Source organism: Flavobacterium sp. PLA-DH12 (assembly GCF_059511845.1).
In genome coordinates, this window is record NZ_JCAMPD010000010.1 from 123,344 (window position 1) to 140,426 (window position 17,083).

General features: G+C 35.2%; 9 protein-coding genes. 1 reads left to right on the forward strand and 8 read right to left on the reverse strand.

Features of this window, described 5'->3' with window-relative positions; genetic code table 11:
- Window positions 1-110: 110 nt before the first annotated feature.
- The 5 genes from AC5ZCW_RS18565 to AC5ZCW_RS18585 all read right to left on the reverse strand — a co-directional run bounded on the left by AC5ZCW_RS18565 (window position 111) and on the right by AC5ZCW_RS18585 (window position 6,313).
- On the reverse strand, window positions 111-1,892 hold the full coding sequence (locus AC5ZCW_RS18565; protein ID WP_496121186.1) for a mechanosensitive ion channel family protein: 1,782 nt from the start codon (window positions 1,890-1,892) through the stop codon (window positions 111-113).
- Between the two features lie 93 nt (window positions 1,893-1,985).
- Window positions 1,986-2,492 (reverse strand): acetolactate synthase small subunit, encoded by a 507-nt coding sequence (locus AC5ZCW_RS18570; RefSeq protein ID WP_496121187.1) that lies wholly within the window; start codon window positions 2,490-2,492, stop codon window positions 1,986-1,988.
- A 357-nt stretch (window positions 2,493-2,849) separates the two neighbouring features.
- Window positions 2,850-3,875, reverse strand: a complete 1,026-nt coding sequence (locus AC5ZCW_RS18575) for an NAD(P)-dependent alcohol dehydrogenase (protein WP_496121189.1) — start codon at window positions 3,873-3,875, stop codon at window positions 2,850-2,852.
- A gap of 216 nt (window positions 3,876-4,091) precedes the next feature.
- On the reverse strand, window positions 4,092-4,694 hold the full coding sequence (locus AC5ZCW_RS18580; RefSeq protein ID WP_281632817.1) for a murein L,D-transpeptidase catalytic domain-containing protein: 603 nt from the start codon (window positions 4,692-4,694) through the stop codon (window positions 4,092-4,094).
- A 338-nt stretch (window positions 4,695-5,032) separates the two neighbouring features.
- Window positions 5,033-6,313, reverse strand: coding sequence for a S28 family serine protease (locus tag AC5ZCW_RS18585; RefSeq protein ID WP_496121190.1), 1,281 nt, complete (start codon window positions 6,311-6,313; stop codon window positions 5,033-5,035).
- A 196-nt stretch (window positions 6,314-6,509) separates the two neighbouring features.
- Between AC5ZCW_RS18585 and AC5ZCW_RS18590 the strand changes: the two genes are divergently transcribed.
- Window positions 6,510-7,721, forward strand: coding sequence for a M24 family metallopeptidase (locus AC5ZCW_RS18590; RefSeq protein WP_496121192.1), 1,212 nt, complete (start codon window positions 6,510-6,512; stop codon window positions 7,719-7,721).
- A gap of 473 nt (window positions 7,722-8,194) precedes the next feature.
- Here the strand turns inward: AC5ZCW_RS18590 and AC5ZCW_RS18595 are convergent, their stop codons facing one another.
- From AC5ZCW_RS18595 to AC5ZCW_RS18605, 3 genes are all read right to left on the reverse strand, one after another.
- Window positions 8,195-12,043 (reverse strand): M43 family zinc metalloprotease, encoded by a 3,849-nt coding sequence (locus AC5ZCW_RS18595; RefSeq protein ID WP_496121194.1) that lies wholly within the window; start codon window positions 12,041-12,043, stop codon window positions 8,195-8,197.
- A gap of 268 nt (window positions 12,044-12,311) precedes the next feature.
- Window positions 12,312-13,769, reverse strand: a complete 1,458-nt coding sequence (locus AC5ZCW_RS18600) for a SusD/RagB family nutrient-binding outer membrane lipoprotein (RefSeq protein WP_343544690.1) — start codon at window positions 13,767-13,769, stop codon at window positions 12,312-12,314.
- 12 nt (window positions 13,770-13,781) lie between these two features.
- On the reverse strand, window positions 13,782-16,988 hold the full coding sequence (locus AC5ZCW_RS18605) for a SusC/RagA family TonB-linked outer membrane protein (protein ID WP_343544691.1): 3,207 nt from the start codon (window positions 16,986-16,988) through the stop codon (window positions 13,782-13,784).
- Between the last annotated feature and the right edge of the window lie 95 nt (window positions 16,989-17,083).

Here is a 17,083-nt window from a genome sequence, read left to right on the forward strand (position 1 = left end):
ATATGTCGCTCCTACGGAGCTTTATGTTGTAAACATTTAACGTTTGCTATAAATATTTCGCTTCCCTGAAGCTTACAGAAAAGAACTATCCTTTTGAGGCAGCTTCCTCTTTACAACAAAGTTTCCTCGTCATCAGGATTATAACTTCCTTCTCCAGGATATTTTATAGTTCCTCTTAATTCTTCAACCCGTTTCGGATCAAATTTAGGAAGCTGCAAGTCATTGTCTTTCTTCCATTTTTGAACTGTTTCAGAGATTTCATCTGCTTTTTCTTTTGAAAAAGGAGTATCACGTGTCATGTATAAGGTCTGTGAAGGATAAGCCAAAGAAGTTCCGCTTTTTTCTATAATATCCAACATTCTCAATAAAAGATCTTCCTGAACTTCTTGCGATGTTTCTAGGTTTATGGCTTCTATATAAGCTGTAATTTCAACTTTCAGAGCATCGGCTGTAATTCCAGTAAAACGGACTATAGGAGGTGAATTTAGAACCGCTGGATGCGCATACAGCAAAGACTTTAACTCGACAAGCAGATAACGCATCTGATCTGGAGTGGTTTCCATTCTAAAACCAAAAATCGGATTGAATATAAAACGGTCGCGATGTGCATAATTTTCTATTTTACTAGCCGAAAGCTGTCCATTCGGAATTGTTACAATCGTACGAGCTGCTGTGCGAAGCGTTGTAGAACGCATTCCGATTGCTTCTACGGTTCCTTTTATATCGTCAATTCGGCAATAATCACCCACACGCAATGGCTGATCTGCAATAAGACTCACACTCCCCACAAAATTTTCTATTGTTTTTTGTGCTCCCAAAGCCAATGCAATCCCCCCAATTCCTAGTGCTGCAAGTCCTGCTGTAACATCTACGCCAATAATTCCCAAGATTGCAATTATTCCGATTACGACAATTGCAGCTTTCATAGTACGGCTTAAAAACAATACCGCAGATACTGCAGAAGCTCGGCCACTGTTGCTCATTCTGCTTCGAGTATACATGCTCACAAAATCGGTCATTCTCCACAGCAGGATCAAGAAAGCTATAATTCCGATTGTAATTATGATGATGCTAAAACGCTGGCGAACTATTATCGAAATTCCCATGCGCTGTGTCAATGCCACAAATAACATAACCGTAAGATACATTTGAACTGGAAGCGTAAATGCATCTATTATCGCCGTTCCTTTTTCAGTATCTGCTTTTTTCCAAACTTTTTGAATCAGAAAAATGAGCACAAAAATGAGGAGTCTCGACAATAAATAAGTAACTACCGCCATCACCACCACTACTCCCCAATGGCCAATTGGAACATTTCCTAATTTTCGATCTTTTAAGAATCTAGGCAAAACTCTATCTAAAAAAGTTTTTTCTCCGCTCACATCTGCCGCAAGAATTGCTTCTATAGTTTCAGCAGAAAAAAGCCATAAAGCAGGTTGGCTATCATCTGACTGATTTTCTAAATAAAGCTGTATGTTTATTTTGTCTGTAGAGATATTTCCGACCAAATCTATGCCTGTTGCCAGATTATCGTCTATTCGCCCTAATTCTTTATTACTTAAAATTGATGATGGTGAGAAATTACCGCCCTGATCCAACAGCTGCTGAAAAGTCTTTGCTATTCTTATCCTCTCTGCTGTTTTACGATACGACCGTTTGCTTAACACAAGATACTGACTCGCACGCAGATAATTCTGATCGCCAAGCGCTTTAATGAATCCATTGACAGTTCCTTGAGGTGTTCTTCTGCCAAGTGAATCATCTGGAATCTTAGCTGGTTCTTCTGTTGTCTTTGCAGTTCCTAAAAGCTGCGCTTTGGCTGTATTGGTGTTTATCAGCAAAGTCAAACTCAACAAGAAAAAAAACAATAAACGTTTGGTATCTAAAATCATACTCTAGTGGCTTTAGTAATGACTATTAAAAATAAGAAATATTGAAGAAAAACAGCAAGGTTTCTGCAAGAAAAAACAGAATCCGATTATTCTTTACATTTCCGTACAAAACCCTTTATTAGATTTTTCAAGAGCAATTCTCGAGCTTGCTACAAATTCAATCAACCCGAATGGGTTTAATTTCTCAGTTAAACATACTATTTCATCATCCGTTCCTATAGCCTGTAATATGGTATATTCTTTTTGTATTTCAGCAATTTTAAGATCGTTTTCACGAAGCATGAGTTCCGTGTCCCCATTTGTCATAAATAAAACTGTAGAAACCTTAAATAACGCCGTCTGCATAAAAACAATTTCTTCATTTATATGATAATAACATTTATAAACTTCGATAATTTTCTCTATCTGTGCTGTTAGATTAATAATTTGGTCTAGCGTTTCATTTACTACGATGGTATGTCGGTACATATTATCAATTTCGCAAATAGACATATTAAGACTTAAAATCTGTATTTGTTTCCTTAAAAACATACTAGATAATTTGCTTATTAATCTTATTTGATCTTCGGAGTAAATAGTTAGAGTAAATTCGTTTTTCATTGTTTTTTATTTGTGTTTTTTTTAAATGAGTTACTGAGAAATAAAAAAGCCTTTCACATTTGACTGAGAAAGGCTTTTATGAATAGACAATAGAATCCTGACTCGTCATGTGATACGAATAATGATAATTGAAATAATAATGCTATTTTGAACTAAATTTTTCATAATTGCTGTAAACAAAAAAACCTCCCGTATTAGGGAGGTTTTAAATAATATATTTTGATTTATTTATATAACATCCCTACACCACTATCGAATGATAATTGTGATAATAATAAAAGCGATGTTAATTATATTTTTCATTTGCTTGATTTGATGTGCAAATATAAACCTATTTTTTAATCTTTAAATATAATTTTAAGGTATTAAAACAGCTCTACCTTTTATTTTTCCTTGGCGCATCCTATCGTATACTTCATTGGCATCGTCAAGTTTATGTTTTTCAATTTCTATATGAATTTTCTTTTGTCTCGCAAGTCCCACCACTTCCATTAGTTCTGTTCTTGATCCCCAATACGGATTGGTCATGCTTACACCAAAAGGCAAAACGTTCATGCTATATTGATAATGTCCACCGCCAAGACCAACAATGGTAAGATCACCATCAAGGCTTACTACTTTTGTTCCTAAATCTATCGTAGAAGTTGCCCCAACAAAATCAAGCACTACTTTTGCTTTTTTGATTCCCGTAATTTTCTGAATTTGTTCTGCTGCATCAGTATCTTTAGAATTTACTGCATAAGCTGCTCCTAGTTCTTTTGCAAAAGCAAGTTTGTCTTCGGTAACATCACAAGCAATAATTTCGGCTCCGCTTATTTCTCTTAATATCTGTAACGCAACGTGACCTAATCCGCCAACACCAATTACCACAACATATTCATCAGCCATTAATTTAGGAAGCGAACGTTTAATTGCAGAATAAGGTGTAAGTGCAGCATCTGTTAACGGAGCTGCAATAACAGGATCTAAGTCAAATATAGGCACTAGAAGTCTAGAAGACGGAACCAGCATATACTCAGCCATACCACCGTCTAATCCTAATCCGCCACCATACGCTTGCTCCGATTGATGATCACAATAATTTTCTTTTGACTGCTGGCAAGGTTTACAATGCCCGCATCCCCAAGGACCGTATACCAGAACGGCATCTCCTTTTTTGTACCCTTCGACATTTTCTCCAATTTCTTCGATCCATCCAGCATTTTCATGTCCTAACGTAAAAACTGTTCCAACCACTGTTCCTTCATCGATAATGTGCAAATCTGAATGGCAGACACCTGCTCCACCAATCTTTAACAAAACTTCATCACCTTTAGGAACCGGTCTTTCAATATCATTAACAACACGGACATCTTTGTGTCCAAAAAAACGTACTGCTTTCATAAAATAAACTTTTGATTACTATCCTACTAATTTACAACTTGTATTTTCTAACTACCTTATCATACAAGTTAAGTTTATCCTAATTTATTACTGATAATGAGCATTTTCAGAAAGCAGCAATGGTTTAGAAAATAAAAAATAAATAAAATTGGCAACTATTTGACATAAAAAAAGAGAACCTAAGTTCTCTTTTAAATTTATATTTGCTGTTTCTTTTTAATAATATACAGAAAGTAAGATTTTTGAATTTGTGCTTTCGATATATTTTGAAAGTCTACCTAAAAACTCTTGACTAACCATTGGGCAACCGTGACTATTGATTATATAGTATTCTTTTTCATCTGATGGAACCTCTTTATAAGAATGCAATACAATGGCGCGTTTCATGGCATTACTATTTGTTTCGTCTAATCCTGCAAGTCTGAAGGCTTTTCCAAATATTCCTTTATATGGTTTTTCTACTGAATATCTTCCCAGCGAAGTGCAGTTAGATTCTGGAGAATTACTAAATTGTAAAATGTCTCCTTTTATTCCTGTTTCAGAACCTTTACCATGGGCAACTAAACCTTGATCAAGAATTTGATTATTCTCTAGATCGTAAACAAAAAAACGATTTTTTCCTGATTTAATCTTCATATCTACAAGAAAAGCAATTTTGTTGCTATACTTGTGATTAGCAGCTGTAAAAGCCTTAATTTCATTTACATGCTCATTAAGTCTTGCAAATTCAACTTCGCTTAAAATCTCATCCTCATCCCACATACTTATAGAAGTGAAAGAACTCAAGGAAAAAAGCAGTGCCATTAAAAATACTCTCATATTAGGCAGACAGTTAAGTTAATATTCATAATTTGGGGTAATTGTTAATTTAGTGTTGCAAAATTATACACAAAGTTTATACAATTCCCATATCATAAGTTAAAGATATTATAAATATCTGAAAACAACAAAATTATATGTTAATTTTCGTTTAAAATACCTGATTTAATGTTGAAATGCTACATCTAGTGTTAATATAATTCCTTTTCACCTCCTCTTTTTTTATTTTATTAAGAATAGCCATAAAAAAAGATAATTTCTGCCAAATGAAAACTCATTTGACAAAAATTATCAGAAATGTAATCGCAATAGTAAATTAAAAGTTTAACTGTCAACCTTTAATTAAGCCATTTATGTAAAGTATCCATAATCAATTTCTGGTCGTTCTCAGGAAAATCTTTGACTCTGGTCGAATGGCTTCCTTCTGGAAGTACCATTTTCAGAGCATCAACACCCGATTTTGGAGTTGGCGAACAAGAGAACCAAGTATCGTATCCTCCATAGACATATAAAATTTTATCACCTTTATTTTCAACATATTTACGCACCTTTTTTATGTATTTCGGATTGTATTTAATTGCGACATCCTTAGGTGCAAATCGCGCATTAGAACTGCTTTTAACAATAGTTAACAAATTGGCGACAGGTTCTAGATCAAAACCATAATAACCCAATTCGCTTAAATGCTGATAATAAGACGGTAAATAGACAAACGACATTTTATCGTTGTAGGTTCCTACTCCAACAATTTTATTCAAATAGTCAAAAAGCTCTTTTGCAGAAGCGTTTACTGGCGGAACCTCATCACATTTTCCACCCCACTGCCAAAACGAAAAAGGAAATTCTAAAACAGCGTATTCTAGTGCTTCAGCAAAAGGAACTTCTGTAAATTGCATTTTTTTCTCAACTGAAAAGTCTTTAAAAACCTCTAAGACAGCTTCTCTATTTTGCAAAACAGCTCTTTGAAAAGCCGTTATTTTTGCTCTACATTCTTCTGTTCCAACTGTTCTTGTATGAGTTATAGTCCTTGGATCTTCACAAGTATTAATTAGTGGCGCTACGTAAGGCATTGCCACATCAACATCTTCTGGGTATATTGATTTATAAATTAAGGATGTTTCTCCTCCTTTACTAATTCCAGTTGAAATCCATTTTCCTGAGTATATTTTCTTCAATTTTGTCACAATGCTATGATAATCTTCAATGGCCTGATCATTGGTTAAATACTCCCATTGAATCGGATTTGGTCTTGATTTTCCGTAAAAACGATATTCAACCGCAACCTGATTTGCTTGTAACAGACTACTGACTTCGCTTTTAATATTATTCGTATTATAACCATGAGTTTCAATTACTGTTGGTCTGTCATAACCTAAATGCGAAAGATAAATATAATGTTGAAAAGTCCCTTTTTCTGGATGCTTATGATCTAAAGGTTGGTCTAAAATTAATTGATAAGACTCTGTAAAATTTTCTAAATTATCAATTCGGGTGATAATGGCTTTGGGGAATAATTCGGTTAGTTTTTGCTGAAGATCTGCTGAAGATTCCTGCGCAGAAACGGCAAAATAATTCAAACAAAGAAAGAACAGCGTAATAATAAAGGATTTTCGATTCATTTTAATCTTGTTATTTTGAAATTTTAAAAGTAAGCGCAATACAAAGCAAAAACTGATACTATATTACCCTTAAAATATAATATTTTATCTTGTTTGCATCAACATAGGACAAAATAGAAATATTCCTTTAATTTTATTGAAAATTTGAGCTTTGTATAAATTACAGCATATTAAATAATAACTAAAAAATAAAAAAATGACAATTGGAGTTGGCGGATCAACTATAGATATCGAATTAGGAAAAATACAAAACATGACACTTGATGTCGTGCCAATCGCACTTCCAGAGTATAAACAACGCATCAAAAAAGCGATTACTTTAATGAAAGAGCAAAACTGCAAAGCGCTTTATGTAAATGCAGGAACGAACTTATATTATTTTACAGGAACAAAATGGAATCCGTCTGAACGTATGGTTGGAGCTATACTTTTTGAGGATGAAACAGTTGAATATATTGTTCCAAAATTTGAAGAAGGAACGTTTAAAACTTTTATGCAAATTAAAGGAAACTTGAACTTCTGGGAAGAACATGAAAGCCCTTCTGAATTATTTGGGAGTATTCTGAAAAGTAAAAATATTTCTGATGGCAATATTGCGTTGGATGAATCTGCAGCTTTTTTTCTAATTGATGGAATCTCAAAAGCAAATTCAAACTTTAGTTTTGTAAATGCTCAGCCAATAACAGCAGGATGCCGAATGCATAAATCGGCAAATGAGATTGCTATTATTCAAAAAGCTAAAGAAATTACGATGACGGTTCAAAAAGCGGCGGCTAAGATTTTATATCCAGGAATTCCAGTAAGTACCGTTGTCGATTTTATACATAGAGCACATATTAAGGCTGGAATTTCTTCTGGTTCTTATTTCTGTATTGTTCTTTTTGGAGAAGATTCGCAATATCCGCATGGAGTTACTGCTCCTCAAAATTTAGTTGAAAATGATGTGGTTTTAATTGATACTGGATGCCGTTTAGAAGGCTATTTGTCTGACATTACTAGAACTTATGTTTACGGAACTCCAAATGATGATCACAGAAAAATATGGAATCTTGAAAAAGCAACTCAAAAAGCGGCTTTTGATGCTGCGCAAATTGGAGCAACATGTGGCTCTGTAGATGATGCTGCGCGTAAAGTTTTGGCAGAAGCGGGTTTGAGTGGAGATTACGAAATTCCAGGTTTGCCACACCGAGTGGGGCACGGGACAGGTTTAGATATTCATGAATATCCTTATTTGGTAAGAGGCAATCAAACTATTCTAAAAGAAGGAATGGTGGTTAGTAATGAACCTATGATCTGTATGCCAGGACAATTTGGTATTCGTCATGAAGATCATTTTTATATGACCGCTGAAGGTCCTAAATGGTTTACCGAACCAATGCAGAGTATTGATAATCCGTTTGGATTATAGGTTCAAAGATAATTCTCGTTTAATAAACAAGAGGCTGTCTCAAAAGTTTTCGAGACAGCCTCAATTGTTTTTATTTATACGCATTTATATTCAAATATAGCCCGTGGTTTCAACCACGGGGGACATGCGGAGGAGGAAATTCATTGCGTTCCCGTGGTTGAAATCACGGGCTATATTTCGAGCTTCTGAGCGGAATAAAAGAGGCAAGTGCAGTCTTAAAGCCAAAATAACCTCTTTTTTATTCCGGTAGCTATCGGATAAATTTTCCATTTATGCTATTTCTAACTTGTTTTGCTTTTGAGACAGTTTCTCTTAACCTATTTAAAAAGCTCCAGCGGAGCAAAATATTTATAGCTATAAATTTTATGAATCCAGAAAAAGCTCCAGAGGAGCGAAATATTACATCATTAATAAACAGAAAAAATAGGGCTGTCTCAGAAAGACAACCCTATTCATTTTAACTAAATCAACTATTATTCAACTAATAATTTTTTCTTTTCTACAAACTTTCCATCTGTAGCCACAACGATATAAACTCCTTTATTTAAATATTTAAGAGAATAAACAGTTGTATTATGCATTGTAGCAATTAAATGTCCTGTACTATCGTAAATTGATACTTTAACTTTATTGATATCAATATTTTCAAAAGTAAAATTTACCACATCAGAAGCTGGATTTGGATACATTGTAAATGCTTTTGCAGTATTTACATCTGAGCCAGGCAAACCTAGACTTCCAGATTGCAAATCGATTGTGTGAGAAGCACTCCATTCGCTAAAAGCGTCACCATTTTTTGCTTTTACTCTAAATTCATATACCGTTTGAGTTCCTTGTTTTGGAATCCATAAATAATATGTCGTAGAAGTTCCGGCTGATGTCCAACCCGATGCAGTATTTAATTGCACTTCATAAGATGTAGCATATGTTGATGTTGCCCAAGAAGCGTAAAATCCAGATGAATATACTCCTGCATTACTAAGATTAGCAGGAATTGTTAAAGTTGCAGGATTTGTTGGTACAGAAGTTCCTGCTTGAACTGTATAATCTTCGATTTCACCATCGCCTAAACTTCCGCATGTAGTAGATGGATTGGCGTTGTATTTCATAACCACTCTCATTCTTGTTGTTCCTGTAAATGATTGAGGTGTAAAACTTGTTGTTACAGCAGCATTTGAAGAAACATTATTAACAACTCTCTCTGATACTTCAAACTGATTGTTTTTATTGTAATCAATCCAAACTCCCCAATATTCTGTATATGCAGAACCGCTAAAACCTGGAGTCAAAGTAACGCTTGTATTCGCATTCGGATTTAACGTAATCACTTTCGATGTGTAATCGGCGTAACCGTTAGTTTCTTTTCCCGATGCGTTTACAAAACTTCCTACTGCTACAGAACTTATATATTCGTAACCGTTTGTTCCTTGTGCATCACATAATGGAGCTGCTGGAATTGTCACAGTAACCACATTTGAATAAGCAGAATAATCAGCACCTGATTTTGCTCTCGCTCTATATTTATAAGTAGTATCAGCAGTTAAACCAGTATTGGTATAGGTCACCGCAGTACTAGCTAATGTCGCAATTTCAGCATAAACATCATCTGAACCCGCTCTTTCAATAATTACATTTGTAGCATTTGTAGCATTATTAGTCCAGTTAAGAACCGCTTCTAAATTCGTTACAGAAGCCGTTAAATTTGTTGGAGCCAATACCGTATTTGTTGTCTGAACTCCAGCTAAAATCGGTTCGTTTGGTTTGGTGTTATAAGCAAAATCCAAAACAGTATATCCTACTCCCCCAGCTTCCACTTTTACATGCATCCATCCGTAGCAAACACGACCTCTGCTTGTATATTCAAAACCAACATATCCTGTTTTATTATCCCAATTTGTATATGTCGCTGTTCTTAAATCTAATTGATTCGGATAATTTCCTGGTGCTACAAAATTACTGGCAGCTCCAATAGAAGTGCCTTGTGTTAAGAATGATATATTTCTTGTTCCAGCTTCAGAAACCAGTCTTTTTCCATACGTTTCCATTTTCAAAGCGGCAGCTGCATATTGCCAAACACCATATTCGGTATTGTCTCCAATAGCCAAATCAAAATATTGCCAAGTCGATGCTGCATTAGCTGTATAATCAGGATTGTTTACATAAAACACTCCGTAAGGCGGATCAAATTTCAGATTGATTGTTTTAGAAGCCATATCCAAAGTACTTGTTCCTCCAGTTATTGCGGCATCTTTAAAAGTAACAATAACAGTTGCATTATCTGTAGTATTGTGCGCAGTAGCTTTACCTGTAAAAGTAAGAACTGATTTAGTATTGCTTTCCAGAGTTAAAACTGCGGTTAAACCAGCTGGCACACCAGTAATCGTATAGTCGGTTCCTGCAGTAAAAGTACCGCTGCTTTTTGTAAATGTTCCGTTATTTGTAGCTAGACTAATTGTTGTATTTGAAGTAATACTTCCATCATTTACTTCAGCTTCATACAAAGTATCTGCAGATAAAACTGTTGCCGTTTTATCGCTCATTCCTGTATAAATTGGAGTATTTGGTTTTGTATTATAAGCATATTCTAAAATTGTATAACCATCACCATCAGCGTTTACTTTTACTTTAAACCATCCATAACAAGTAAGACCATCCATTAAATAATCAAATCCTACATAACCCGTTTTTCCGTCCCAATTTGTATATGTCGCCGTTCTTAAATCCAACTGGTTTGGATATGCACCAGGAGCAGTCATATTACTTGTTGGACCAACAGCTGTGTTTGAATTCAATAATGAGATATTTCTAGTCCCCGTTTCACAAACTAATCTTTTTGCATACGTTTCAATTTTTAAAGCATTAGCAGCATAGCGCCATCCGCCAAATGCACGATCATCTCCTTTTGCGATTTCAAAATACTTCCAAGTCAATGCTGACGAAACAGTTACGTCTGGCATGTCTACAAAAAAGATTCCGTATGGATCTGAGAATTTAAAATTGAAGTATAGAGAAGTACAAGATAAATCAGTTGTTCCGCCTGTAAAGGCAGCAGGTAAAAAACTAATTCCACCCGATGCATTGTTGCTTAATGCATGATTTGTTGCTTTTCCAGTTAATGTAACTGTGATTTGATTATTGGAGTTTACAGTAAGTACAGGTGTGATTCCTGCTGGAAAAGTATGAGTAAAATGAGTTCCTGCTGTTAAAGTTCCTGAAGAAACAGCAAAAGTTTTAGTTCCGTTTAGTTTGATTATTGATGAAGTATCAAAAGAACCATCATTTATGATCGCTTCTTTAAAAGCTACAGCCGATGCAGTAAGAGTGCTTCCTGTTGCATTAACACCAGTATCGATTAAGTTTTGTGCCTGCCAAAGCGATTTTCTAGCCGGATGTTCTAAAGCAGCTAGCATTCTGTCAATCTGACCTTGTGTGTACATTTTGTAACAGCCTTGTGCGCCATTATAGCCCATGTAGTTTTCGAAATTTACTTTATCTCCGCTACAATTTGTTCCTGGAGTACAACCTAAAGTATGATTTCCGTCTTCTGCCGGAGTATCTGCAACTTCATCAGTGCCGCTGCATCCTCCTTCAAAAGTATGAATCAGATTTAAAAAGTGACCAAATTCATGAGTCAGTGTTGCAGAGAATTCTTTACTATATGAGTTATCGTATAAATAAGCCCCGTTAAAAACAACACGAGCCGTATTGTTTGCCGTCATGTCTGAACTTGGATACCAAGCCACACCTGAATTATTTGTAGCTCCGTCATTATACAAATCATTTTGAATATAGACATTCATATATTTTGTATTGTCCCAAGCATCAGCAGCGATCTGGTCATCGTAGCCTCCGCCATTTCCGTAGCCATTTTTTGTTGGATGAAAAACAACACCTGTCGTACAACCTCCGTTTGGATCTTTCTTAGCTAATTTAAATTCTATATTTAAAGTTCCGCGTCGAGATTGAAAAAAAGGTTCAACAGTTTGGTAATCTGCGTTGCGACCATTAAAATCATCGTTAAGCTGAGCCAAATGGTTGACGATTTTTTCGTATGTCACGGTTTTTCCTCCTTGTACATCACCATAAATATGAAATACTACTGGAATTGTGTAAGTAGTCACTGCGGCAGCTTTTGCCGTTGAAGATTTGCGCTGTGCCGCAAAATTTTTACTGAAAACATCAAAGTTCTTTTTCTCTTGAAGTGCATGCGGATTATTCCGATACATTTTTTCATTTTCTTCGCTTGTTCGGCAAGGCAAACCTTGTGCGCTAATTTTCACTGAACTGAAAATCAGAAAGCAGATTAGTAATTTTAATTTCATTTGTTTAGGTTTTTTAATTAGTAACAATCAAAATTACCGCACAAGCTTCTGTTTTTTTGATAGTATTTTATTCAGAATTAATACATAATTATCACATTTTTAACCATAAAAAAACACATATTAAAAAAAATACACATAATAAATCATTAAAAACAAATCTTACCTCACAGAATTAAAACATCAGTCTTCCCTTGCAAATACTAGGACAAACAAAAAGCCAGCACTTAAAAAAGTGCTGGCTCAAAAAACAAATTAAACTAACTCAAAATTAAAATTTGTCCCAAAAAATCTTTGTTGTCATTAAATCTCCGCCAATTGCTGTTGAAGCTGCTTCATAATTAGCTGTATTTAGCGTTTTATCAGATGTTGAATAAATATTTCTAACAGGAACTTTACCATCAGCTTCTTGTACTGCTGTTGGAGGCGCTACCAAAATTGGATAATCTAGTCTGCGATATTCCGTCCATGCTTCAAAACCACGATTGTAATAGGCGATCCAAAGCTGATAAGCAATTTTTTGCTTATCGGTTCCTGCTGCTGTAGCGAAAGCAACATCAGGGCGCGCTAAGTAAGTTTGAGCATTCGCATCAGAAACTTTCCAAAATTTCATGCTCGCTTCTATTCCTTTTTTATAATATGTAGCTGCATCTGCACCAACGCTAAAACCTCGGCTTGCCGCTTCTGCCAGTAAAAAACAAGTTTCGGTGTAATCGAATATGACTCCTGGATTTGTTTTTTCTCTTAATCTTTCACCCGTACTGCTATAATTGGCGTAAGTAACCTGTTGTGCATAAGGTGCGCCTTTATACACCCCATTTATTTTTGATTTTGGATCAAAGAAAAAATCACGTCTTGGATCTTCTTTTCCATTTAATTCATTAACAAAAACTTCTGCAATGTTAATTTGATTCTCACTTACTAAACTATTATATAGCGGATTCATATCTACATTTGAAGAAAAGTATTGAAACAGTGCAGTATCAGCTTCTTTGCTCATAACTCCTGAACTAAAAGCACTTTCTACCATTGCTTTTGCTTTTACTGCATCAACATCGGCAAGATGCAATCCCATCTTCAATTTTACGCTGTTGGCTAAAGTTTTCCATTTTGCCACATCTCCGTGAAAAATTAAATCGGCATTTCCGAAACTTTCATTTCCATCATTCAAAGATGCAATAGCAACATCCAAACGAGCAGCCAAATCAAAATAAATGGTTTTAGCGTCATCATACTTAGGTAGCGGAAATTTTTTAATATCTAAAGCTTCAGAATAAGCCACATTTCCAAATAAATCTACCAGAGTTTGATAAGCCATTATAATTTGAACTTCTAAAATAGCAAGTTGATTCTTCTTTACAGCTTCTTCAACAGGACCTAGTACTTTTGTTTCCTGAATTTGTTTTTGCGCATTGGTCAAATCCTGCAATACATCTCTGTATAATGTTACAGCATGCGAACTCCCCAGGTTTCTTTTTGCCTGATTGTAATTGGCTTCATCTGTATAAGTTGCCGTTGACCAATGTTGCGCATATGCTCTGAAATTATTTGAATTTACTGAAGCATTTGTTAGAAAATAAGCATAATTCACCTGCGCATTGGTCATCAATGCACTTGGCAGAGCAGTTTCATAGGCTTTTTCATTCTTGTTCATGTCATCTAAGTTATCACATGAAGCTACCGCACATAAAACAGCTCCTGCAAAAAATATTGTTTTTATAATTCTCATGTCTTTATTTTTTTAGAATTGAACTTTCATGGTAAAACTGTACTCTTTTGTTGTTGGCAATACTCCAGTTTGAAAGCCTTGTAAATTACCCGAAGACGCTCCAGCTTCAGGATCTGCATAAGGAAGGTTTTTGTGAATGATCCATAGATTGCTTCCGTTTACAGCAAAAACCATATTACTAATAAAGGTGTTTTCTATAAATCTTTTTGGCAGTTTGTAGCTCAATCCAACTTCACGCAGTTTTACATATGATGCATCATAAACATATTCCTGCTGAGGCATAGAATTGTAGAAATAGTATCCGTCTGCTCCAGTTACGCTTACCGTTACATCATTTGGCGTACCATCTTGTTTTACACCACCTAATAATACTCCACCACCGTCAGCAACTGGTTCACGCTGAGGAACTCCATTATGATTTTTACTTACTGTACTTTCGTAAATTCCTGTTGCATGTCCGTATTGCTGATCTAGCGAATAAACGTCCCCGCCTTTTTTAACATCAATTAAGAAATTGAAAGAAATATTCTTGTACGTTAAAACGTTATTAAAACCACCAATCCAATCTGGAGCTACGTTACCAATTACAGCTCCTGCAGTTTGCAAGTATCTTCCGTTTGAACGAATTACTTTTTCTCCGTTTAAATAAGTGTATCCAGAACCAACTAGCTGTCCTACTGGTTTACCAACTTCTGCCACATAATTTACTCCTTGGAATGATCCTAATGAAATCTGACTTGCTCCTCCTAAAGAGATTACCTCATTTTTATTGGTTGACCAGTTTACTGTCGCCTGCCATGAAAAATCTTTCGTTTTTATCGGAGTTGCGTTAACAGTTACCTCAAATCCTTTGTTCTGAACATTTCCAGCATTGATCCACGCTCTTGTATACCCTGTCTGTGTTGGAGTTTCTATAGAAAGAATCTGATTTGTTGTATTAGTTTTATAGTAAGAGAAATCTACCCCTAATCTGTTTTTGAAAAACTTAAGTTCAAGACCAGCCTCTACACCTTTTGTCAACTCACTTTTCAAATCAGAATTACTTTTATCATTGTCTGTAGAAAAACGAACTCCACCAGGTCCGAAATTGAAATTTTTAGGATAAAGTGTAGAAGTCACCGCAAATGGCGCATCGTTTCCTGTTTCTGCATAATTCAGACGCAATTTTCCAAATGACAACCAATCTGCCTTAATATGATTACTAAAAATATAAGTTGCTGTAATGGATGGATAAGAATAGGTATTATTGTCTTTTGGCAAAGTAGAGGATTGATCTACTCTATAAGTTCCTTCAAGGAAATAGGTGTCAAGAAAATTAAAACTTGCCATTCCGTAAACACTATTAGTTCCAAGAGTTATCTGTTGTTCTTCTGGACTTGTGATTCCGTCAATTGAATTAGTCAAAGCATAAATTCCTGGAACAACCAATCCTCCATTTGTTAACGCATAGATAGAATTGCTAACCGAACGTCTAGAGTTTCCTCCTAACATACCATTAAAACTGATTCCGTCGGTAATACCTGTTTTGAAATTTAATGCTAAATCTAAATTGATTTCGCGGAAATTTTTATCATATCTAGAATATTGACCAAGACCGTTTGGTGTTCTTTTAGAACCTACAGCAATACGCTCTTCTTGCAATTGATGGTAAAAATCTACGGCACCACGTCCCATAATATCAAACCAATTTGTAACTTCTGTTTTTACCACTACATTACCAAAGAAACGATCTCTTTTTAATGAGTTGTAATTATTGTAACGTTGAAAATATGGGTTATCATGAAACTGAACTCTTAAATCGGTTGGACCGTATACATTCCATGTGGTATTTTTGCCTGTTAATTCGTAAGCCGCTCTAAGATCATTAAAATCTGCATTGGTTGTATACCATTGTCTAACACTGCTTAAGTAGTTATTTCCTCCATCTCCATATCCTGTTTCGTTCATTCCAATAGCATCAGATGTCAAATAGTTTGCTGATGTAGAAATTCTCGTTTTTGGTGTAACTTTATAACTTCCAGAAAAATTGAAATTGTCTTTTCTGTTATTGCTATTAGGAAGAATAGCTTGCTGCTGATTGTAATTGGTATAACCAAATCTAAAATCTCCTTGATCATTTGCAGCCGAAAAAGATATACTATTAATATACGTTAAGCTATTTTGATAAAAACTGTTTGGATCATTTTTAACAGCTGTATATGGAGTCGCCTTACCGTAAGTTGGCAATTCTGGATAGAACGAATTCCAGTTGTAAACTAACAATGAAGGATCAAATTTTGGTCCCCACGCCGCATCGTCGGTTGCTGTGTAAGGATGAACACCACTACCTAAATCAACTGTGCCATAAAAATCACCATATCCTCCGCCGTATTGTTTTTGATACTCTGGTAAAGTCTTTTTGTCTACTACTCCAATATTAACTCCTGAGCTAAAATCAAATCCTAGTCCGCCTTTAGTTTTGCTTCCTTTTTTTAGCGTCACGATAATAACTCCATTTGACGCTCTTGATCCGTACAATGCTGTAGCCGCCGCGCCTTTTAAAACGTTCATGGTTTCAATATCGTCGGGATTAATATCAGAAGCAGCATTTCCGTAATCGTAGCCACCTTTGTTTCCACCTGATTTTTGATCTGCTGTATTGGTATTGTCATTATTCAATATAATTCCATCAACAACCCATAATGCTTGATTATTTCCCGTTAACGAACTAGTACCACGAATTACAACATTGGTAGAACCTCCGATATTATTATTTCGTCTAATTTCTACACCAGCAATTTTACCTGAAATATTATTAGAAACGTTACCTGTATTTATTTTTGTCAGCTGATCTCCGTTTATTTCTTGTGTTGCATAACCAAGAGATTTTTTCTCTCTTTTAAGTCCCAATGCTGTAACTACGATTTCTTGCAATTGTGTAGATCCTGCGGTCATTTTTACGTTTATGCTGTTGCCGCGTGCTGGAACTTCTTTAGTCTGCATTCCAATAAAGCTAAACACAAGAACCGCATTTGCATCAGCTTTTATTGAATATTTCCCATCAAAATCAGTCTGAGAACCTGTTTGAGTTCCTTTTACCAGTACTCCAACACCTGGCAATGGAACTCCATTCTCATCTGAAACAATTCCTGACACAACCCGTTCTTGGGCAAAAGTCAGTTTAGTCAACAGTACAAAAAAGAGTACTGCAATTTTTCTAAAATTAATCTTCAATTTCATAAAATGGTTTTATAATTAATGTGGCAAATATTTTGCTTTTTAGATAATTTTTCTGATAATATATTACCGAAAAACCTGCTTATATTACCCTATAA

Bases quoted from the DNA above. Each gene is read 5' to 3' on its own strand.
- AC5ZCW_RS18595 (WP_496121194.1), bottom strand. From the start codon at position 12,043: ATGAAATTAAAATTACTAATCTGCTTTCTGATTTTCAGTTCAGTGAAA.
- AC5ZCW_RS18585 (WP_496121190.1), bottom strand. From the start codon at position 6,313: ATGAATCGAAAATCCTTTATTATTACGCTGTTCTTTCTTTGTTTGAAT.
- AC5ZCW_RS18600 (WP_343544690.1), bottom strand. From the start codon at position 13,769: ATGAGAATTATAAAAACAATATTTTTTGCAGGAGCTGTTTTATGTGCG.
- AC5ZCW_RS18575 (WP_496121189.1), bottom strand. From the start codon at position 3,875: ATGAAAGCAGTACGTTTTTTTGGACACAAAGATGTCCGTGTTGTTAAT.
- AC5ZCW_RS18590 (WP_496121192.1), top strand. From the start codon at position 6,510: ATGACAATTGGAGTTGGCGGATCAACTATAGATATCGAATTAGGAAAA.
- AC5ZCW_RS18565 (WP_496121186.1), bottom strand. From the start codon at position 1,892: ATGATTTTAGATACCAAACGTTTATTGTTTTTTTTCTTGTTGAGTTTG.
- AC5ZCW_RS18570 (WP_496121187.1), bottom strand. From the start codon at position 2,492: ATGAAAAACGAATTTACTCTAACTATTTACTCCGAAGATCAAATAAGA.
- AC5ZCW_RS18580 (WP_281632817.1), bottom strand. From the start codon at position 4,694: ATGAGAGTATTTTTAATGGCACTGCTTTTTTCCTTGAGTTCTTTCACT.
- AC5ZCW_RS18605 (WP_343544691.1), bottom strand. From the start codon at position 16,988: ATGAAATTGAAGATTAATTTTAGAAAAATTGCAGTACTCTTTTTTGTA.